Annotated in this window: 14 protein-coding genes; 6 read left to right on the plus strand and 8 right to left on the minus strand. The window is 51.9% G+C overall.

Annotated features, from left to right (window positions below; all coding sequences use genetic code 11):
• Positions 1 to 39: 39 nt before the first annotated feature.
• The 5 genes from lpxA to NDI52_RS12320 all read left to right on the plus strand — a co-directional run bounded on the left by lpxA (position 40) and on the right by NDI52_RS12320 (position 6,185).
• Positions 40 to 855: an acyl-ACP--UDP-N-acetylglucosamine O-acyltransferase gene (gene lpxA / locus NDI52_RS12300; RefSeq protein ID WP_190773531.1), complete on the plus strand. Its 816-nt coding sequence runs from the start codon at positions 40 to 42 to the stop codon at positions 853 to 855.
• Positions 855 to 2,021 (plus strand): lipid-A-disaccharide synthase, encoded by a 1,167-nt coding sequence (lpxB, locus tag NDI52_RS12305; protein WP_190773530.1) that lies wholly within the window; start codon positions 855 to 857, stop codon positions 2,019 to 2,021. The genes lpxA and lpxB overlap by 1 nt, the downstream gene beginning before the upstream one ends.
• A 250-nt stretch (positions 2,022 to 2,271) precedes the next feature.
• The gene (locus tag NDI52_RS12310) at positions 2,272 to 3,072 is read left to right on the plus strand and encodes a pentapeptide repeat-containing protein (protein WP_190773529.1); all 801 of its coding nucleotides are present in this window, start codon (positions 2,272 to 2,274) and stop codon (positions 3,070 to 3,072) included.
• A 117-nt stretch (positions 3,073 to 3,189) separates the two neighbouring features.
• The gene (locus NDI52_RS12315; protein WP_190773528.1) at positions 3,190 to 5,055 is read left to right on the plus strand and encodes a tetratricopeptide repeat protein; all 1,866 of its coding nucleotides are present in this window, start codon (positions 3,190 to 3,192) and stop codon (positions 5,053 to 5,055) included.
• 152 nt (positions 5,056 to 5,207) lie between these two features.
• Positions 5,208 to 6,185: a polysaccharide lyase gene (locus NDI52_RS12320; RefSeq protein ID WP_190773527.1), complete on the plus strand. Its 978-nt coding sequence runs from the start codon at positions 5,208 to 5,210 to the stop codon at positions 6,183 to 6,185.
• Positions 6,186 to 6,421: 236 nt separating this feature from the next.
• On the opposite strand, the gene NDI52_RS12325 is transcribed toward NDI52_RS12320, so the two are convergent.
• From NDI52_RS12325 to fusA, 8 genes are all read right to left on the minus strand, one after another.
• On the minus strand, positions 6,422 to 8,551 hold the full coding sequence (locus NDI52_RS12325) for a glycosyltransferase (RefSeq protein WP_190773526.1): 2,130 nt from the start codon (positions 8,549 to 8,551) through the stop codon (positions 6,422 to 6,424).
• A 102-nt stretch (positions 8,552 to 8,653) separates the two neighbouring features.
• Complete coding sequence (locus tag NDI52_RS12330) at positions 8,654 to 9,961, minus strand: HlyD family efflux transporter periplasmic adaptor subunit (protein WP_190773525.1); 1,308 nt, start codon at positions 9,959 to 9,961, stop codon at positions 8,654 to 8,656.
• An 860-nt stretch (positions 9,962 to 10,821) separates the two neighbouring features.
• Positions 10,822 to 11,103 (minus strand): peptidase, encoded by a 282-nt coding sequence (locus NDI52_RS12335; protein ID WP_190773524.1) that lies wholly within the window; start codon positions 11,101 to 11,103, stop codon positions 10,822 to 10,824.
• A 222-nt stretch (positions 11,104 to 11,325) separates the two neighbouring features.
• A complete protein-coding gene (locus tag NDI52_RS12340; RefSeq protein WP_190773523.1) occupies positions 11,326 to 11,760 on the minus strand; it encodes a DUF4363 domain-containing protein in 435 nt (144 codons plus the stop codon).
• Between the two features lie 209 nt (positions 11,761 to 11,969).
• Positions 11,970 to 13,343 carry an ATP-binding protein gene (locus tag NDI52_RS12345; RefSeq protein WP_190773522.1) on the minus strand — a complete coding sequence of 458 codons (1,374 nt, stop codon included), beginning with the start codon at positions 13,341 to 13,343 and terminating at the stop codon, positions 11,970 to 11,972.
• Positions 13,344 to 13,423: 80 nt separating this feature from the next.
• Positions 13,424 to 14,113 (minus strand): response regulator transcription factor, encoded by a 690-nt coding sequence (locus NDI52_RS12350; RefSeq protein ID WP_190773521.1) that lies wholly within the window; start codon positions 14,111 to 14,113, stop codon positions 13,424 to 13,426.
• Between the two features lie 409 nt (positions 14,114 to 14,522).
• Positions 14,523 to 17,354 (minus strand): Ig-like domain-containing protein, encoded by a 2,832-nt coding sequence (locus tag NDI52_RS12355; protein WP_190773520.1) that lies wholly within the window; start codon positions 17,352 to 17,354, stop codon positions 14,523 to 14,525.
• Positions 17,355 to 17,893: 539 nt separating this feature from the next.
• Positions 17,894 to 19,981, minus strand: a complete 2,088-nt coding sequence (gene fusA, locus NDI52_RS12360) for an elongation factor G (protein WP_190773519.1) — start codon at positions 19,979 to 19,981, stop codon at positions 17,894 to 17,896.
• A 180-nt stretch (positions 19,982 to 20,161) separates the two neighbouring features.
• Between fusA and NDI52_RS12365 the strand changes: the two genes are divergently transcribed.
• Positions 20,162 to 20,299, plus strand: a complete 138-nt coding sequence (locus tag NDI52_RS12365; RefSeq protein ID WP_190773518.1) for a hypothetical protein — start codon at positions 20,162 to 20,164, stop codon at positions 20,297 to 20,299.
• Positions 20,300 to 20,511: the final 212 nt, after the last annotated feature.

Raw genomic sequence — 20,511 nt, forward strand, 5'->3', positions numbered from 1 at the left:
TTGCAGTCCGAAAATCTTTAGCAACCCCTCGTAACCTACTTGGCTACCCTCATCCACCCTACCGCTGTTATTCATCCCAAAGCTGAGCTGCACCCGACGGTTCAGGTCGGTGCCTATGCAGTGATTGGCAGCCAGGTCAAGGTCGGGCCTGATACAGTCATCGGCCCTCATGTCGTTCTGGATGGCTGGACAGAAATTGGGGCACATAATCAAATCTTTGCCGGAGCTGTCATCGGCTCTGAGCCCCAGGATTTGAAGTATGACGGCTCGACCGCCCTGGTACAAATTGGTGATCACAACGTCATCCGAGAGTATGTCACAATCCATCGGGCTACCCATGCCGGGGAAGCGACTATCATCGGCGATGGCAATATGCTGATGGCCTACGTGCATGTAGGCCATAACTGCATTATTGGCGATCACGTGATTATCTCTAATGCCGTTTCCCTTTCGGGTCATGTGCATATCGAATCCCGAGCGCGTCTGAGTGGAGTGCTGGGTGTGCATCAGTTTGTTCACATTGGCCGCTACTCCATGGTGGGAGGCATGAGCCGTATTGAGCGGGATGTGCCACCCTACATGCTGGTGGAGGGCAACCCATCCCAGGTGCGATCGCTCAATCTGGTTGGGCTAAAGCGAGCGGGGATGGCTCCAGAAATCCCACTGCTGAAAAAGGCTTACCGTCTGCTGTATCGGTCAGGCTTGCCCTTTAGCCAGGCATTGCAGGAGTTAGAGTTGCTGGCGGATAACGAACATATTCACCATCTGCATCAATTCCTCTGGCGATCGCAACAACAAGGCCGTCGAGGCGTGATTCCGGGCCGCCGTTCGTCACGGCTACACCATGACGACTGATGGTTAAGCTTTTTATCAGTACAGGAGAAGTCTCAGGAGATCTTCAGGGCGCATTGTTGGTATCTGCATTGCGGCGGCAAGCAGAGAAGCGAGGCGTTGAGCTGGAGATTTTGGCTTTGGGGGGCGATCGCATGGCGGCCGCAGGGGCCACTCTGGTCGGCAACACCCTGGCCATTGGAGCGATCGGTATTTTTGAAGCCCTTCCCTATGTGCTGCCCACCTTGCAGGTGCAGGGTAGGGCTAAGAACTACTTGAAGCAGAATCCCCCAGACGCTGTGGTTATGGTCGATTACCTCAGCCCTAATCTCTCGATTGGCAAGTTTACGCGTAAGCATCTGCCTGAGGTGCCCACGGTTTACTACATTGCCCCTCAGGAATGGGTTTGGGCTGTAGGCAACGCGAATACTTTAGGGGTCGTGAACCTGAGCGATCGCATTCTTGCAGTATTTCCCCAGGAAGCAACTCACTATCAAAAGTGGGGTGGGAATGTTACCCACGTGGGGCATCCCCTGATTGATCAGATGGCTCAGTTTCCCAGTCGTGAGCAGGCTCGGAAAGCATTAGGGATTGCACCGGATGAGTTGGCGATCGCCTTACTCCCCGCTTCGCGCCGCCAAGAACTCACGTATCTATTGCCGGTTATTGCCGAAGCGGCTCAACGGTTACAGGCCCAGGTGCCACAGGCGCGGTTCTGGATTCCCGTTAGTCAAGAGGGGTTCCGTCCAAAACTAGAGTCAGCAGTTCAGCAGTATGGTTTGCGGGCGGCGGTGGTAGAGCATCCCTCCCAAACAGTGATTGCAGCTGCCGACCTGGCCATTACGAAATCCGGTACGGTCAATTTAGAAATTGCGTTGATGAATGTGCCCCAGGTAGTGCTGTATCGAGTCAATCCGCTCACAGCCTGGGTTGCGCGTAAGCTATTGAATTTCAAAATTCCTTTTATGTCACCGCCCAATTTGGTGCTGATGGAAGGAATTGTGCCAGAGCTATTACAGGAACTGGCAACCCCAGACGCGATTGTTCAGGAAGCGTTGCCTCTGTTAGCCGGCGCTCGCCGTCAAAAGATGTTAGCCGACTACGAACGGGTGCGTCAGGCTATGGGAGAGCCGGGAGTGTGCGATCGCACTGCCAATATCATTTTGGATATGGCTCTGGCTAAATTGTGATGTGTATTATTGCTAGTGTCGCGTTAGTTATGACATCAGGAGTGAGTGGGAACAATGCTCCCACTTACTCCTGATGTCATAACTAACGCGATCAAAGCTATTAGGAGGGAAACCGCAGGTTTCCCTCCTAATAGCTTGAAAATGATCTTGTCAAAATCTCCGGTGTGGAGGTTATCCTGAATGCAAATTCAGTCAGACCGTGCTGTATTTTACTCAGTGACGGATGTCCTACTGTGCTCGGAGCCTCTTCATGCATAAATCCCTTTCCTTCCTGGCAGCCCTAGCGGTCGTTGTGCCCTTGGGTCTAGCCGCTCCGGCTCAGGCCGAGAACCTGACCCATCTGCGGCAATTGATGAGCACTCGTGCCTGTCAGCAATGCGACTTACGGCGGTCTGGCCTGGTCTATGGTGACCTAGAAGGGGCTGATCTCAGCAACGCTGATCTCAGTGAGGCTAACCTGTCGCGGGCTAATCTACGTAATGCCAACCTACGGGGGGCCAACCTACGGGGAGCCGTGTTGACCAGTGCTGACCTGACCGGAGCTGACCTGAGTGGAGCCAACCTGCAAGGTGCTGATCTTCGCGAGGCTTACCTGAGTGATGCCAATTTGGTTGGTGCCCGGCTGGAGGGAACTCAACTGCATGGAGCCTTTGGTTTACCTCAGCGTATTTTGCCAGCCGAGGGGTACTATCGCTGGGCATTGGTCGAGGGGCAACGGGGTAATTACCAGGGGGCTATTCAATACTTGAACCATGCCATTGAGTTGGAGCCTGAACTGGCGGGAGCTTACCTGGCACGAGGTATTATGCGCTTCCGGACCAATGACTGGGAAGGGGCCATTGAGGATGGCAATCGGGCAGAACGTCTCTATGTGACGCTAGGCAGTAATCGTGGGCAGCAAACTGCGGCTCAGTTCGTATCAGGTATTCAAGATCTTCAGGAGGCCCAATCAGAAGCCATTGCTCAGGAGGAGCGCGATCGCCGCAATGGTCGTTTTATGAGCTTCCTGGGTTCCGTCGCTGGGCTGCTCATGCAATTTTTCCTGCTTTAGTGCCTGGTTCGTATTTTTGCCTCTACACAAAATTTTGGCAGGCGGCTAGCTTGGCCAACCGACCCTTGTTGGGTTGTCTCTGTTAGTCTGGAGACAATAGCTTCCCATGAGGAATTGATGGTGCGCGATCGCTACAACACTTTCCTTGAGCATGTTATCACCGAAACTCTGGCGGGTCGTATCCAGTCAGAGGCTCAGCTAGAGCGCCTGCTAACCGAGCAGATTGAAGCCGGTACCGGAGAAATTTTTGAGCGGATTTTAGACGAACAATTACAAAGCCTTCAGCAGACCGTTAACGCTGAAACCGACGAACTCAAGCAGGCCAAAGCAACGCGTAAGCTGCGAGCTTTGAAAAAGCTCCACGCTGCCTGGGAGAAGTGGCAGAAGCAGCGGCAGGCACAGGATGCTAGCGCCTCAGCCGTTCAACAAATTCGTACCGCTGACCCGGCTGAGCGGCTGACTGTGCTGAATCAGGCACTTGATCCGAACCAGGGCCACGGCTTCAACCAATCTCAAATTCAGCAACTGGCCAAAGCCTTACAGCAAGCTGCCGAGCAGACAGCAGATCCGGCGGAAGCCTTTGAACTACAACAATTAGCCACTGGGCTAAAACGAGGCTTGGAGTCCTACCAGCGCTTAGAGCCTCATATCGTCAGTTGGATGTATGAATCTCAACAAGCGGTAGGGTTTGAATCGTCTCAGGTGGTGTACGGCCCCTGGAAGACCTGGGCTACTCAGGTAGGTCGCCCGACCCTTCAAGCCCTATTCGAGGGGCAGTTGCAGAACCAGCCTGCCATCCTCTTTGCTGGCAACTGTACCGATTTGGATAGCAGCGGTTGGGTAGAACTGATGGTGGTGTTGCGAGGGTTGCAAAATGGTCTGGTTGCCTGGTTAGATAAGCAACCCTACAGCATCCAGGGAGGGCAGCACTTAGCTGGGGTAACCTTCCTCGTGTTTTCGGTTATTTGGTGTGAGCTGAGTGCTGGCTTTCAGCAGGCATCGGCTTTGCCAGAGCATCATCGGCGAGCGTTTTCTCAGGCTTCCTTCCAGAGCGCGCTACAAATCCTTCGTACCTTTGCCCGCCGCGACAATTTCCCGCTTTACGGTGGTGTGTTTGCATCCTTTTCAGGGGAAGGGTTCCGTGAAACCATTGCTTACCTGGACCAGCCGCTTCAGGTGGTGGAGAACGTTCAGGAGAAGGCTCGCATTCTCACTGTATTGGGGTATTCGCAACGGTTGTTGGGACAACATGAGCGGGCATTGCTGCTACATCGGGAAGCTCTAGAACTGGCCCGGCAGGCAAAGGACCAGCGTTGTGAAATTGCCAACCTCAATCATTTCAGCCGTTTGAGCCTCTACCGCAAAGATTATGAGGAAGCGACGAATCATGCCCAGTATGCGCTGATTTTGGCACGGCAAGTGGGCGATCGCCAGGGCGAAGCCAATGCCCTTGCTAGCCTTGGCTACAGCCAGGTCATGGCCCTGCGACAACAGGACGAGGCTGTGACCCCGGATGATCTAGAACTTCCCATTCAGGGCCTGGAACGGGCACAAAAACTGGCCGACAAGGATGATGTGCAGAACTTAGCCCTGTGTGCAGTGGGGTTAGGGATTGCTTATACGCTGACTGAGCAGTTTCCTCAGGCAAAGCAGGCTCTAGAACAAGGGGTCGTGATGGCGTCGCGGGTGGGCGATCGCGATCTGCAGGGGCTTAGCCATGCCTATTTAGCGGAAGCTTGCTACCAGTTGCAACAGACGGAACTGGCCGTGTGCCATGCTTGCCTGGGCATGTACCTGCTGGAGCAGCGGGGTAATGTCCTTTGGGAAAAACCTGCGGCGCTTTTAACGATTTTGAGAGGCCAGCTTGGAGCAGAGAATTTCGCAACGCTGCTAAATTCCTGCCGCTCCAACCTGGTGCCGGTCATTGGGGTAGATGGATTTGATCATTTGCCCGTGCTGATGACACGGTATCACGGGGCGTAAGGGCAGGGCTCGTAAACCAATCTCTACCTTTAGACTCTTATATTCGCTGTTGGCAGGATGACAGCCTACGGGTGAAGACAGGGCAATTTCCTCTAGAGCTTTAGAATGTAACAACCCTGTCTTACATCAACTCTTACTTCAGGCGAGATCCTATGCCAGAAACTAGTGTGAACGATGGGTTTGCTGGGGTTCTGGAAAACGCCTCTCGGCTCCCTCATTTAGAGCAGCTACGGGTTCAGAAGCTCTTTTTATCCAAGAAAGTAGGCCGTATTTCCCGTTGCTTAATAGGGATGACCCTGATTGTTTTACCGCTCAGCGGTTGTACGTTCTTTAAAGTTCCTTTGACCCTGGCTGAGGAATCGACAGATGTGGCAGGGGGGCGCGATCGCACCACAACTCTCTGGCGGGGCGACCTGGTCAATCCCAATTCGTTAGAAGCTTGGGGCTTGCAACCACAGGGCAGTTGGGGTCTAGAGAACCTGGAAGTGATGGCTGATCCAGATGGACGGTTTGGTCAGGTGATACGAGTGCATTACCCGGCGGGCTCAGCCAGCCCGGCCGCGACCCGGCAGGATGGTGCTCCTTCTGGAGGCGCACAATTTTACGCCAACCTGGGCATTGCCCCTCAGAACCGTTTGCGACTGAGCTATTACGTGCGGTTTTCTGAGAACTTTGATTTTGTGAAGGGGGGAAAACTGCCAGGATTGTTTGGCGGCGAGGGAGCTAGCGGAGGAGACAACCCGGATGGGACAGATGGGTTTTCGACGCGATTGATGTGGCGCAGGCAAGGGGAGGGGGAGGTATATGCTTACCTACCGACCAGTAGAGACTATGGGACGTCCATTGGCCGTGGGAGTTGGCGCTTTAGACCGGGCGTGTGGCATCGCATTGAGCAGGAGGTGACGTTGAACCAGCCGAATGCTGCCAATGGACAGATCAGGGTTTGGTTTGATGGGGCGTTGGTGTTGAATCAAGGTGGGTTGAGATTTCGGACGGTAGATCGGTTGCAAATCAACGGATTGTTTTTCTCAACTTTTTTTGGCGGCAATGATTCATCCTGGGCAACGCCGCAGGATGTTTATATTGACTTTGCAGATTTCTCGGTGTCCGCTGGAAATCAGGCTCAGTAAAGCAAAAGGGCTGATGTCTTGATGTTAGGTGCATCTCGACCCAAAACGCCTTAAAGTTGTCTTTCCGTGCGCGAAGCGCACGAAAAGAAAATCCTTTCAGCTATATGTATACACAGTAGCCGGCCCGTAAGCCGAGGTGCTGTCCTCCAGGCTCTATAGCGTGCAAATGCGTTAAGTACAGCAACGGTGGTGTGGGGCACGAAGTGCCCCACACCACCGTACTTAATCATTTTCGATTACTCAGCGCTTACGTATTCGATCGCGATATTTTGAGTGTGGCGTAGGATGACGGGCGATCGCGCTTCCTCATCCCCTTTGTGAGTTTTTCCTCCTTCCACTCGCAGGTTTTTCACGGAAGAGTCGTCAACACTCTGAAGCACAATTGTGGGCGCTTCTGAGAGGTTAGCTAAGCGTTCCGGCGGGCGTAAGGTAAAGCCGCTCAGTTGCACATTTTGAAGTGTTGTTGGGGGTGGGGCCATGCCGTTCTGGTTCGTGCTCACTTCGAGGGCTTGAGCGGGACGTACGATGAGGGCTGCCTCGGCAGTCGTGTCGGTGTGGGTTACGAGAATCGTACGCCCGACCCCGTGGCCCTTCAAGGTCAGATTACTGCGGTTGACTTCCAGGGGGCGAGCGAGATCAATTTCACCGATGGGAAGATTGAGTTGCACCGGTTGGTCGGCTGGCAAAGCTGCGATGAGGGTTTGTAGGGCAGCGGCATCATCTTTGCCGTCGTTGGGGATAATGGTGTGTTTGGTTTTGCCGTCCTTCTGGGCCTGGCCGACATCCACTACCAGGGTTGTGGGCTGGTGGTGAGTGTCATGGAGCAGCCATAGCCCTGCTAGATCCCATGTGGGATTGACGATACCTGTGAGCCAACCAACCAGAATCGCAAAGCTAAACACCTGGCTGTAAACCAAAAAACGTGAGGTGCCCAGCTTGACTCGGCGCGTCATCCCAGCTCCCTCGGCTGAAATGCTCTGGTTTCCCCGATTCGTCCAGCTCTGGGTGGCTAGATTCATTTGGGTCCAAATCTTAACCAGGGAGGAGCCCCACTGGCTGGCTAATAGAATGGGTAGATGGATAGGTTTGAGGTGAGATACCCGGCCCCAAAAGACAATTGCTAGCATCAGCGGTCGGCTAAATAAAATCCAAGCGATGATGACGCCTGCCGCCTGCCAGTTAGCAGTTAGTAAGGAACCGACCAAGAAGCCAGGGGTGAGCAAGCAAGTCCAAATGCTAATGCGCTGATCGAGCAGGTTGTACCAGATGTACCAGCCAGTGACATTGGGGCCGAGAGCGAGCGCCCGCCCGTTACTCCGCAACATATTGCCGTACCAGCGCCGCATATTCTGGTAGGCCCGATCCACCACAGAACCCGAAATCGTTTCGATGGAATATACAAGTGCATCGGGAATGTAGAGCATGTCATACCGACGTTGCAAAAGCCAGAACCAGGTACTCTTGTCATCTCCTGATAAGAACTTGAAGCGGCCCCAGAGCCAGTCATCCAATGTGTCGTTTTCGAGGCGATCGGCAAAGCTGGGGGCAAAGGCAGCTTCGGCTCGAAACAGCGAGAATCGCCCGGTTAGACACATCACTTTGCGATCCAGGGAGTCGGAGCACATCTGGTAATGCCGTTGAGCAAAGCGCAGATGAAACCATTCGGAAAATATGGGTGAGCCTTTGACAACCGGCAATTCATCTGTTGTCAAAGCACCTACTTTGGGAAACATCCGGAAAAATGGCAGACAGAGTCGGAGGGTACCGGGAGCTAATTCCGAATCCCCGTCCATGAGAGCGACAACCGTATCTGGCGGAAGGTTAAGGGTCGCGAGGACGCGTAAGGCATCAGCCATAGCCTTGCGTTTGCCATCCTTCTGGGTCATTTGGATCAGGCGGATGTGCTGCAAACCCGGATCTTCAGTTTCAAGAATGGCTCGAATGGCCGCATTTTCTTCATCACCACTGCTGTTAACGAGCAGGGTTACAGGTTGAGCCAGGGTTTTGGCCTCCTGTACGATCGCCCGAAACACACGCTCAGTGATCCAATGCTGCTCCCGGTAGGTGGGCACCAGAAAACACATAGGCGGTAGATATTCCACCGGAATTTGCTCCGCCTTTCGTCGCCAACGCGGAAAGACCCAGTGGAGGTAGAAGCGCGATCGCAACACTCTCCACAAGAACAAACTCCAGCGAAAGATTCCAATGGTGCCTAATCCCACCATGCCAAACACGTCCCAGATAGGTGTTTGGCTCGATCGCAGCAGGGATAAGCCAATCAATCCACACAGTGAAAAGGACAAAAAAGCCAGGAAGTTGAGTTGGGCACTCAGGGAGTTTTGCGGTTTTGCAGAAGAGATAACCATAGAGGTTCAAGATCGTGAATGAGCGGCAAGAACTGCAACCCTGATGGGAGGAGGTAAGACGTAGCTAGATAGGCAATGTCTAACGGGCACGGAAGAGGAGACTTATCGGCGAATCAACCCTTTCAAGCCAAAAGTTAATTGAGCTGCCTGACCTACCCCACACAACTGCTGGGCCTGAGATTGCTCAGCGTTAGGCGGCAGGGAGACCCGAATGCGAGTTAACGGTTGCCCGACTAAATGCTCTGGAATAGCGGGGGTTAATGCTTGCGTCTGGTCCTTAACCAGATCAGCGCGGCTAATGGCTTCTATCAATTCCACATCTCCCATAACGGTTTCTGCGGTATTTGCCAATTGCACCCGCACGGGTCTTTGGGGATCAATCTGATGAGCTTGCTGGGCGCTGACCAGCACTTCGACCCAAAGGGTATTGCAATCCAGCAGGGTCAGCAGCACATCTGGACGGCTCACTTGTTCACCCGTTTCCCGCTCAGTGCTGTAAATGACTCCTGAAAAAGGAGCCTTGACTTCAAGGGCTTCGCGGCTGCCATAGGCGGCCTGGGTCTGTTTTAGTTGCTTCTGGCTGGTCTCCAGTTGGGCGGAAAGAGTTCGGACGATAGCCGCTTGAGTTTGGATGCTCTGCATCAAAGCCATCCGTTGCTCTTGTTGGTTTTCACCGGTTCTGATGCCAATGCCCTGTTGGGTTGCATCACGTTTGGTTACAGCACTGCTGGCCCCGGCTTGGGTCTGTTCAACGGCCGCTTGAGCGGCTTCCCACTCGGCTCGTAGATGATCGACCTGTTGCTGAGAAACTACACCCGCTGCCAAAAGTTGTTGATAGCGCTCAAAATCGGCTTGAGCAGCGGTTGCTCGTGCCAGGGCAGCAGACACCATTGCTTGATGTTGAGTTACGTCATCGGAAGCGATCGCCGTATTCACCTCTTGCAATGCCTTTTCCTGCTGCTCCAGGCTTTGCAGTTGGTTTGTGAGCAAATCCAATAATTGACGGGCGGCTGCCAGTTGAGTTGTTTTTTCAGCAACATCCCCTTGTAGTTGCAAAAGGGTCTGCTGCTGTTGCTGCCCAGGAACGACCCGTGCCAGCACCTGTCCCGATTGCACATCAACCCCAGAACTCGCGAAGAAGTCTTTAATTTCGCCCTCCATGGGGGTTTGCAATCGTACCAATCGCCCTGTAACCAAACCTTCTCGAACCGTGGTGTGAGTTAGACGGTACAAAATGGACGCGGAACCTGTACTGACGGCAGCGAACCCAAGCCCTAAACAAGCCGCTGCGATCGCTAGACGTTGCCAGAGGGCAGGCGATCGCTCTTCTTCAGGAAATGGATATGCAATCGAATGAGATGCCGCGATAGGCGGAATGAGGGAGGAGGGCTTTGTAGGAGTTTCTACCATGGCTCTAATTCAATAGAAGTGACGTAGGCACGGCCGAACATGGCTATTGACCTAACTCGCAACCAACGGCTGAAAGGTTAGGGCTGTGCCAAGTATTCAGAGGATGACAAATTTTGTTTTTGGAGTACTGCGTATCAGTTCAAGAATCTATGCCAGTCGCTCGAACGGAGTCTTATGGAATTTCAGGGTTCTATTCAAGCCTGATTCATCCTTCAAGGTGCAAGCAATCAAATCGTTTCGCCGTACAACCGTGTAACGCTCAATTTTTTCAGCAAAAACACTGAATCTCTTCGTCAGATTAATGCAGAAATTGGCATTTTCTGTATAGAAATGATGAAGACCCAGGAGGTATTAATAAAGCTTTGATGAACTTGAAGCCAGGACTTTTGTCGCCCTGCTAGAGGCGTAAATCTAAGAGCTTTCTTTTGAAGAGGCTTCTGACTTAGGGAGGACTAACTCTCTATCTTGAGGAGTAGCATGCAGTTTCTGCATAGCTACACATCCTAGGTTCAGAATTTAGACATTTTCATCAGGTGCAGTGGATGAAGCACACTACACCCAATAAAAATGTATTAGATATAGCAAAATTGCGTAAGTCCTGAATGATCAAGATTTGTACTGAATAACCTGTTATTCCTCTTGTAGAAGTAATAGCAAAGCTACCACTTCTACAAGAGGAATAACAGGTTGCTTAATTTGTGATTTTTAGACATTTCCTGAGTGATCTGAGGTTGAGTTAAGAACGTTTTTAAGTGCCGTGCATCGTGCAACGCTCGAAAATTCTTGTGACTCGATATATGCTCACCTCACTTCTCAAATCTGCCGCCACAAATTCTGTAGGAATACTGGATGAAATATGACTATCTAGCAGGTTTTTGCTTTTTGCGTTTAAATATCCCTGACATACTTAATCCAGTAACCACTAATCCCAACAAACCCACTCCATCGAGAATGGGATAAATGCCTTCCAAATTGAAGATCTCCCCTGTATGAATCTTCAGTAACCAGCCTGACGATACACCCAGGCTCAAGCCCCATTCCCGCACGAAGGTAGCCAGTATTCCCGTCAGAACTGTCAGCAGAATAGGGAGTGAAATAATGAGTGCGATCGCCCGATGATACTTGCGGAAGGTACGCTGCATAAAAGGTCTCCATTTCTAAAGACTAGGGAGAAATAGGCGTTTTCTTGGTTCTGCGGGTCAAGTTTTACAGAGGTAAAAAGGGATCTATAATTCCATCTCAGAGTGATGGGGAGGGCGAATTACGATTCGCCCTAATATCTACTTCCTCAGGTGCATCTAATTTCTTACAGGCCTGTTTTGCACAAAAACAGTATGTAAATATTTTCCAATTAGCTCCTGGAATTAAGAGCTTGGAATTCCCTGAATATGAGTTCTAAGAGATTGAAGAGCCGTTAGAGCTTGTCCTGGCCGAGATGCTTCTAGTGCAGCTGTAACGCGATCTATATCGGCTTCAATGGCATCATAACTTTCTGAAGATTTTGCTTTGACGCTATCTTCAACAGGGCTCCAAACGTCTTCAAATTTCTCAAACTCTTGCCGAGCTTTTTGAAGCTTTTTGGCTTTAATGTCTGCTCTTGTTTGTCTGACAACCCTAAGTAGTTGAGAATACTCACTTTGAGCTTGAGCTGATTGTGTCGTTCCAGTTTCTTCAGGTTGAGCCTGCGTTGTTGTGTTGGATGCAGGGGCAGGTGTGGTGCTTGCTGTTTCCGTTTTACCACATCCAGTCAATGAGAAAACGCCGATTGCACACAGCAAAAGTACATGCTTGAATCTCATAACTTGCTCCTGTTTAAGACGGTTTGCGTGAACTTTCTCAACAATAGAAAAGTGCTAGTAAAGAACTCGGGAAGAAATAGAAGATCACCCTAAAGGTAGGTTGGCTTTTGGAGAGGGGCGCTCTCAACATGTTCTCTTACACATTGGTTTGTTGTGCGTACACTGCACTTAATTTTTTCTGTACTGAGGCAAGTCTCTTAACAAGCTGATTAAGCTGTTGGCAGAGTGACCTGAAAGCAGCTACCTTTACCCTGTTCACTGGTCACGGTGATTTCTCCGCTGTGACAATTAGCGATCGCCTGAGCGATCGCTAACCCTAACCCTGAGCCTTCTTCACGTTGGGCTCGAGCTTGATCTGCACGCCAAAAGCGATCAAATACAAACGGTAGGCTCTCGGCCGCGATACCAATGCCAGTATCCTGTACGTTAATGACGACCCAATTATGTTCTTCCTGGGATGACAAGGTGACGGTCCCGCCCTTCGGCGTGTAATACAGGGCATTGGTCACGAGGTTAGTCATCAGACGCTTTAAAGAGTAGGGATCGCCGTATACCATTGTGTCGGCCTGTAGCACTGCCTTGAAAGTGATGCAGCGTTGCTCAGCCTCAGGTGCATACTGATCAACTACCTCCTCCAGTAACTCGTCGATGGGAAAGGTCAACGCAGTAGATTGGTTGTCGGTGATTTGATCAGATCGGGTTAACCATAGTAAATCGTCCACCAGTTGGCTCATTTGACGAGTAGCACTGGCGATCGCCTCCAATTTTGGCAAATCTGCTACATCTACCCGCTCAGGATGACTTTGGATTACATCTACGGAGGTTTTAATGACAGTCAGTGGTGTACGCAGTTCATGGGAGGCGTCTGCTGTGAACTGCTTGAGTTGTTGCATACTGGCTTCGATGGGTTGAAGTGATTGTCGCACTAACCACCATCCCCCAACTGCCGATAACCCTAAAGCCAGCAAACTACCCCATTGCAGGCCTGAACGGAGTCTTTTTAACTCAGCGGCGATCTCCCCATCCAATGCGCTAACGCGTACATACCCTTGCAGCACTGGTTTTGTTTTAGTACGAGCTTCTGAGTAAACTGGCACAGTTAATTGATGAATTAATCCGTCTAGCGTGCCGTCACCATCAATATCTTGACCTGCTGCTGCATCGTCCTCGTTTTCGTTCTTCCGGGTATTTGTAGACTGTTGCTGTAGAGGCTTAAACGGTATTGTCAACAAAGGATTTCCTGATTGTCCCACTAGCTGTCCCTGGGTATCAAACCATTCGACGGCTTGGTGTTCTTGTTGGAGTTTCTGCCAGGAAATATCCAAATCGCCATCATTATCGAGAATGCTAGCTGGAATGGACGTGTGGCGACTTGCCAGGATGTCGGGCAGGCTATGAGCTGCGGCATCGGCTAACAGCGACAAGTCGTGGTCCGATTGTTGCTCTAGATTGAGGGCAACGACATGGTGTACCACGGCCCCAAAAGCGGCCAGAGTGCCGCCAATAACTCCCAGTGATGACAACAGCAAGCGCCATCGTAGTGCTTTGAACTGGGGGCTAATGCGAACAGAATCTGGAATCATAACAGTTGCTAAGCTTCTTCAAAGCCCATGATTTGAGCCACACGGTTATTGTTTCTCAGTGTGGACGAGGATCAATGTTTTTAACTTCCTGAATCTTGACCGGCTGGTTTGAGACGGTACCCCAAACCATAGACGGTTTCAATGAAGTCTGGTGCGCCCGCGGCAGCTAACTTTTGCCGCAGAGACCGGATATGCACTTTTACGGTTTCCTCTCCGGGTGTGGTTTCCGAAGCCCAGAGTTGCTCGAGAATACTGCTTCGGCTGAGGGTTCGGTGGCTTTGACGCAAAAACAATTCAAGTAGTTGGTACTCTTTGGGGGTGAGGGTGAGGGGGCGATCGCCATACCACACCTCCAGGCTACCCGGATCAAGGTGTAAACCACCCCACTCCAGAATGGGGGGAAGGGTAGAGCTGCTTCGGCGGAGTAGGGCCCGAATTCGAGCCATCAACGCTTTGAGATCGAAGGGCTTGACAACGTAGTCGTCGGCACCTGCATCCAGGCCAATGACGGTATCGGTATTGGTATCTCTAGCGGTGAGGATGAGGACGGGGGTCTGGATGCCACGTTGGCGTAAGCGTTGGCAGAGTTGAATGCCGTCTAGTTTGGGGAGCATCCAATCTAGCAGGATTAAGCTGTATTGGTAGGCTTCGGCCATATCCCAGCCTTCTTCGCCATCAGTCGCAATATCAACGGCGTATTGCTGATCTGTAAGGGCTTCGGCAAGGGCTCGGGCGATGCGGGTGTCGTCTTCTACCAGCAGGATTTTCATAGCGTTGGGGAGGCGATCGCTCGCTACATTTTTAGTGCAGCGCTTCTTGCACCAAACCAAACAAATTGATGAATATTTGTCCCTTAATTTTATCGAGTTCGGTTTTACCCGTCGCTGAATTGAATGGATGAAATGGGGTGTGGAAGCATAATTCCACACCCCATTTCATCCATTCAATTCAGTGACATTAATTGTGTGAGCTCCCTACTAAGGGGAACCGCGAAGCGGTTCCCCTTAGCGGAAAATGCAGGAAACATAGCGTGTTTCTTGAGAGCACCTAATCGGACTGAAGGGCTTAAATCTGCGCTCTTTCGTGAAAATTTAGTGAGGGGCGATCGCCCCTCCAGATATACAGTGCTACACCCCTATAGCCGCCCAGTGCTGTGAGAAACTCTTTTCAACGGCGTCATTACGACGCTGGTCGCAATAGGATGATACGGCCAATGGTGCCGTTCCCCGGGTATAACTCGTTTACATAAATGTCCCCGGTGGCGGTGTTTTCAATCAGGTCTAGGGGATTTGCAAACCCAGAAGCAAGCACATTCTTCGCGGCCACATTACCAGAAGCGTCCAGCGTCAGAGCAATAATGTCATCCCCTGCGCTGTACTCTGTAATTAGCAAACGATTTCGTAGCACGCCACCAAACGTATTGCTCTGGTATTCAATAATGCCATCGGTAGAGCGGCTAAAGCCAAACGTATAGATGGATCCTCGATAGTTGGGGTCTGGAGCTGTGCCAATCGGATAGCCCGTAAACGATCCACTGGAAACTACCTCTCCTGGATCTTCACCACTGGTAGGATTGCCCCCATTGAGGATGTACTCTCCACGGGCACTGTTGGGATGTCCATAGTAGCCTCCCTGCACAACACGGAACAAATAGTCGGGACGACTGCCTACGTTAGAGAGAGCTTCATTGGCAGGGGTATTTGGGTCATCGGGGGTTGAGCCGCCCGCCCCTGGCCCATTGCCGGGTACATAGAGTGAGCCGTTGCTATGGAAGACAAAATCATAGCCATTACGGATACCTGTGGCATAGATTTTTACCGGAGCATTCGCGGCGTAGGGGTTGTAATTCCCTGTCGTTGTCACCCCACCATCGGTTGTGTAGTTATTGGTTTGTACATTGAAACCGCCTGCGGGAGGGGTGAGACGTGGGTTAATTTGCAACACCGCCGCGGATAATAATCGCTCAGGTCGTAGCGACCAGGTAGGATCAGGAGATCCCGTTGAAGTATTACTTCCCTGGGCCAGGTAAAGCAGCCCATCAGGGCCAAACCGCAGGCTATTGCTGAAATGCTCTTTGCTGGAGCGGGGTAAACCCACAACGTAGTCCTGAGCGATGCCTGTGAAATTGGTGCTGTCCTGGATGGTAATCCGGGTAATTTTCCCGGTGAAATCTTCGGTTAATGATGTTCCAGTGGGAGCATTATGCGATATCCACAATACGTTCGGGTTGGTGGGGTCAACGGCAATGCCAATCACATCCCGATTGGGGAAGGGGCTACTGCCACCGGCAACTGTAAAGGTCTTGAGATTGGCCAGTCCTCCCTGGGCATTTACTGTCCAGCGGCGTACCTGGCCATCCAGGGCGGTTGCATAGAGGAATTGGTTGTTCGGGCTCATGACCAGACTGGTGATCGGTGCTCCGGTGAATACCTCTGTGCGATCGAAGTTCACACCCAAAGTATCGGGGACTGCTGTGCCTGTGGTGAAGGTCAGGCTATAGGGTAGAAATGAGCGACCTACCACATCCTTGACGCCATCGGTAATGCGCAGCGTGTACTGAGTATTAGCATCCAGCAGCACGGTAGGTTGAATCACAATCGTGTCATTTCCGCCGCTGGTGTTGGCCACACTCGTCACAGGTGCGTTGTCCCGAGTGCGGTAGAGCTGAATTTTACCGGGAGCCAAAGTCCGCCCATCGACCCCAATACCAACCCCCACAAGACTCAGGTCGCTGATGGTGATGGCGGCTCCTCGATTAACGTTGCTGGCGTTTGCCAGAGGAGAACTGACGACGCGGGGATGGGGCCCTGGTGCGATGGGAATAATTTCGACAAAATTAAGGCGGGTATCAATCCCGCCTTGAGCATTTAAGGTGAGTTTGCCATCGGCTACGGTAACGGTTGCGGTCGCCAGTTTGTAATTTTCGAGGGTACTGGGTCGGAAACCGGGAACCAGGGTTACCCCCTCCGCTTGAATTCGGTGGGTGGAAGTGAGTGCGCGATCGCCCACACTAACGGTCACACTATAACGACCGTTCGCCAGAGCATATTCCCAGGCTCCAGGCCGAGCTTCCCCTCCGGGTTGCATCCGAATTCCACTATCTAACCGTTGCTCAACGCCAGAGGTATTGCGATCGAATATACGATTGCGCATATCCAGTGGGGTATGAGTCCCTTGAATTACCCAGCCATAGCGCCGGGTAGTTGTAAATTTTTGCCCAGAATCGACGCGGTAGCCTTGAGGAGCAGGGGCTGTACTGGGTTGGAAGTTAATCCGAATCGGAGTGCCCTGGAAAAAGGAAAAGCTGGTGTAGTCAAGTTGACCGGGAAGCACGTTCACCAGGGTGGCGATCGCCTGTCCTTTAGCTCGTATCTGGGTGTTTGCTCCTTGACGGACCAGGGTTAGATCTGCAAAGGAGGTTACTTCCGGCACTCGATTAATCATCAACAGATCCTGGCCCCGTTTAAAGTCCAGGACTGTATTGGCCTGGTTGGGTAGGCGGCCGTTCGCTAACCAGAAGCGGTCAGCCCCTGCCCCCCCTCTTAAACGATTGCGTCCCAGACCACCCCACAAATTGTCCCGTCCCAACCCACCAACCAGAATGTCGTTCTGCCTAGCGTAGAGACGATCGCCTCCATCATCTCCATATAAAGTATTGCCCCCACGGCCTATACGCGCGTCGATAGTGTCGTTGCCAGCTTGCCCATAGGCAATGGTGCTCTGGCCGATGATCAGGCGATCGCTCCCTCCTCCGGCCAAAATACGAATATTACCGGACAGGTTTTGAGTATTGATGACATCGTTGCGGGCGGTTCCGCGAATAGTGCGTAGGCTACGAGAGCTATGGGTATGAATTAAGGCTTGGGCTGCGGGATCGACTGAAAGACTGGAGGAAACTTGAGCGGATTGAGGATACGGCTCAGAAAAGGGAGTTGGAGACAGCAGAGACGAGGTTGCAATGACGCCAGAAAAGGTTCCTGGCTGGGTTAAACCAAGGTTCTCAAGTGACATGACTTCTCCAGGGGATAAAAGTTTAGATAGTCTTGGAAGACAAGCGATCGCACCCCAAATAGTCTGAATAGGCGTGGATTGGTCAGTTCTTTCAAACAGCACGACGCCTGCCTGACGGAACTGCTACCCCATAAAGACGGTTTCTTAAAAATTTGTGCCTACGATAACCAGGCAAGCGCTATTCTAGTCCCCCTGTACGCTAGCAAGCTCTTCCATAAGGAGTATCGTTGTTCCTTTTGATCAGGTATCAAGTTTTACCCTGACGTGATGTGCAGTTTAAAGCTCGAAACAAAGGCCCTAAAGCTTTATTTTTCTTGCGCTTTTAGCCTAAGAAAAATAAACAGGACTTACGCAAGTCCACCACGTATAGAGCATTTGTGTTGTGGGTGGTGTGCGAAGTACACCACCCACAACACAAATGCGTAAGTCCAGATAAAGCTTTAGGGCCTCATGCGATATAGGAAAAAAAATCCCGAGTAACGGATGTTACTCGGGATTTTCCTAATTAGGCACTAACGCTAGATACCGCGTTGTGGGTTTTATACCGCCGCTGCCTGACGCTCTTTGGCTTCCTTGATAACCACCTCTGCCACGTTGTTGGGGCAGGGCGCGTAGTGGGAGAACTCCATGGAGAACTGACCACGACCGGACGTCATCGTCCGCAGGTCACCGATGTAACCGAACATTTCGCTCAAAGGTGCTTCCGCTTTGACTCGAACACCCATGGGGGTCTTGTCCTGGGAGCGGATCATGCCCCGGCGACGGTTGAGGTCACCGATGACATCACCCATGTAATCTTCAGGCGTGAACACGTCGATCTTCATGATCGGTTCCAGCAACTGAGGACCCGCCTTCGGTAGGGTTTGACGATAGGCAGCACGGGCAGCGATTTCGAAGGCGATCGCCGAAGAGTCCACAGGGTGGAAGCCACCATCGGTCAGAGTGACCTTCAGGTCTACGCAAGGATAACCTGCCAGTACACCCTTGACGATGCTGGCCTGGAAGCCTTTCTGAACCGCAGGCCAGTATTCCCGAGGTACGTTACCCCCAGTAACCTTAGACTCAAACTGGAAGCCTGTTCCGGCTTCGCCCGGTTCGATGACGTAGTCAATCTTGGCGTATTGACCCGATCCACCTGACTGCTTCTTGTGAACATAGGTATCAGAGAGGGTCTTGGTGACGGATTCACGGTAGGCCACTTGAGGCTTACCCACTTCCACTTCGATGCCGTGGGTACGCTTGAGGATGTCCACCTTAATATCCAGGTGCAGTTCACCCATCCCTTTGATGATGCACTCGCCACTTTCCTGATCAGTTTCGACGTGGAAGGAAGGATCTTCCTGCACCATCTTGCTGAGAGCCATACCCATCTTCTCGTTCTCGCCCTTCTTCTTAGGAGCAACGGCAACGGAGATAACGGGCTCGGGGAACACCATCGGTTCCAGGGTCGCAGGTTGCTTGGGATCGCAGAGGGTATGACCCGTCTGAACGTTCTTCATACCTACGATGGCAACAATGTCACCCGCCTGGGCTTCATCGATTTCGATCCGGTCATCGGCGTGCATTTCCACCAGACGGCCAATCCGCTCGGTCTTACCAGTAGCGGTATTGAGCACGTTGTCACCCTTCTTCAGGGTACCGGAGTAGATCCGGGTGAAGGTCAACGCACCGAAGCGGTCATCCATAATCTTGAATGCCAGAGCTCGCATGGGTTTGGCTGGATCAACTTCGGCAAATTTGCCGGTTTCGTTTCCTTCCAAATCCACTTCAGGTTGAGGATGCACTTCCGTGGGGTTGGGCAGGTAATCAACCACACCGTCGAGAACGAGCTGCACACCCTTGTTCTTGAAGGAGGAACCGCAGTAGGTGGGGAAGAAGGACAGGTTGATGGTGCCCTTACGGATACAGCTCTTGATTTCGTCGATAGAGAGTTCTTCCCCTTCCAGGTACTTCTCCATCAATTCATCGTCCTGCTCCACAGCCGTTTCGATCATCATCTCGCGATACTTCGCGACTTGATCGACCATATCGGCGGGAACTGCTTCGATGGTGTACTTCTCTGGGTCGCCAGAGTCATCCCAAATCCAAGCTTTCTCAGTCAGTACATCAACTACACCGGTGAAAGTGCTTTCCACCCCGATGGGCAGGGTCATCACCAGGGGCTTCGCTCCCAGGATGTCTTCCACCTGCTTCACCACGCGGTAGAAGTCAGCGCCCATCCGGTCAAGCTTGTTGACATAAATGATGCGGGCGACTTTGGAATCGTTGGCATAGCGCCAGTTGGTTTCGGACTGAGGCTCTACACCGCCCGAACCACAGAACACACCAACCCCACCATCCAGTACCTTCAGAGAGCGGTACACCTCAATGGTGAAGTCAACGTGACCGGGGGTGTCAATAATATTGAACTGGTGATCTTTCCAGAAGCAGGAGGTCGCCGCCGATTGAATCGTGATCCCCCGCTCTTGTTCCTGCACCATGAAGTCAGTGGTGGCCGCACCTTCGTGAACTTCACCGATTTTGTGGATTTTCCCGGTGAGCTTCAGAATCCGTTCGGTAGTGGTGGTCTTACCGGCGTCTACGTGCGCGAAGATACCAATGTTTCGATAGCGCGTGATGTCTTTCATAGTTGCTCTCTAGTTAGGTGCTGCTAACCGCGTGGTGATCACCTTCAAGGTTTACTCAGAGGGAATCGGCGCTGTCCTTCATAGCCAGCGCGGGCTGGGGCTAAACCACTCGGAGCATGAGAAAACCTCTGGATGCCTGTGGCGACAGTACCAATCTTTGAATAATTGTAAATCTTTTTGATGCCAAACGTCGATCAGGCTGCCCTCTATCGACCGGCAAAATCCCCCAAAAAATTGGGTGGATTCCCGCCCATCCAGCCTGCGATCGCCCTCTTCCTTCCCCTTCAAGGAGGCTCGAAAAGCTCTGAAAGCAATTAACTTTCGTGTGCAAAGCCTACGAAAACTAACATTTCAGTGACCCCCTGGACCTGGCTGATAATAGCCCAACAAATTGAGACCACACAGAAGAGCCTAGGGGAATTTGAGGTTATTTCCCTCCAGTCTAACGCTGGAATTAGGGATTTAGGGAGGCGATCGCCCTTTAGAGTGCCCACGGTTTTCTGAAAAGAACAGGGTTCGAGATCATAAAT

This window comes from Leptolyngbya sp. PL-A3 (assembly GCF_039962325.1).
In the GTDB taxonomy this organism is placed as follows: Bacteria; Cyanobacteriota; Cyanobacteriia; order Elainellales; family Elainellaceae; genus Vacuolonema.

What these genes read in the sequence shown, in the direction of transcription:
- NDI52_RS12310 (WP_190773529.1), top strand. Translation starts at nt 2,272, where the DNA reads ATGCATAAATCCCTTTCCTTCCTGGCAGCCCTAGCGGTCGTTGTGCCC.
- NDI52_RS12330 (WP_190773525.1), bottom strand. Translation starts at nt 9,961, where the DNA reads ATGGTAGAAACTCCTACAAAGCCCTCCTCCCTCATTCCGCCTATCGCG.
- NDI52_RS12365 (WP_190773518.1), top strand. Translation starts at nt 20,162, where the DNA reads ATGCCAAACGTCGATCAGGCTGCCCTCTATCGACCGGCAAAATCCCCC.
- lpxB (WP_190773530.1), top strand. Translation starts at nt 855, where the DNA reads ATGGTTAAGCTTTTTATCAGTACAGGAGAAGTCTCAGGAGATCTTCAG.
- NDI52_RS12350 (WP_190773521.1), bottom strand. Translation starts at nt 14,113, where the DNA reads ATGAAAATCCTGCTGGTAGAAGACGACACCCGCATCGCCCGAGCCCTT.
- NDI52_RS12340 (WP_190773523.1), bottom strand. Translation starts at nt 11,760, where the DNA reads ATGAGATTCAAGCATGTACTTTTGCTGTGTGCAATCGGCGTTTTCTCA.
- NDI52_RS12345 (WP_190773522.1), bottom strand. Translation starts at nt 13,343, where the DNA reads ATGATTCCAGATTCTGTTCGCATTAGCCCCCAGTTCAAAGCACTACGA.
- NDI52_RS12335 (WP_190773524.1), bottom strand. Translation starts at nt 11,103, where the DNA reads ATGCAGCGTACCTTCCGCAAGTATCATCGGGCGATCGCACTCATTATT.
- NDI52_RS12320 (WP_190773527.1), top strand. Translation starts at nt 5,208, where the DNA reads ATGCCAGAAACTAGTGTGAACGATGGGTTTGCTGGGGTTCTGGAAAAC.
- NDI52_RS12325 (WP_190773526.1), bottom strand. Translation starts at nt 8,551, where the DNA reads ATGGTTATCTCTTCTGCAAAACCGCAAAACTCCCTGAGTGCCCAACTC.
- fusA (WP_190773519.1), bottom strand. Translation starts at nt 19,981, where the DNA reads ATGAAAGACATCACGCGCTATCGAAACATTGGTATCTTCGCGCACGTA.
- NDI52_RS12315 (WP_190773528.1), top strand. Translation starts at nt 3,190, where the DNA reads ATGGTGCGCGATCGCTACAACACTTTCCTTGAGCATGTTATCACCGAA.
- NDI52_RS12355 (WP_190773520.1), bottom strand. Translation starts at nt 17,354, where the DNA reads ATGTCACTTGAGAACCTTGGTTTAACCCAGCCAGGAACCTTTTCTGGC.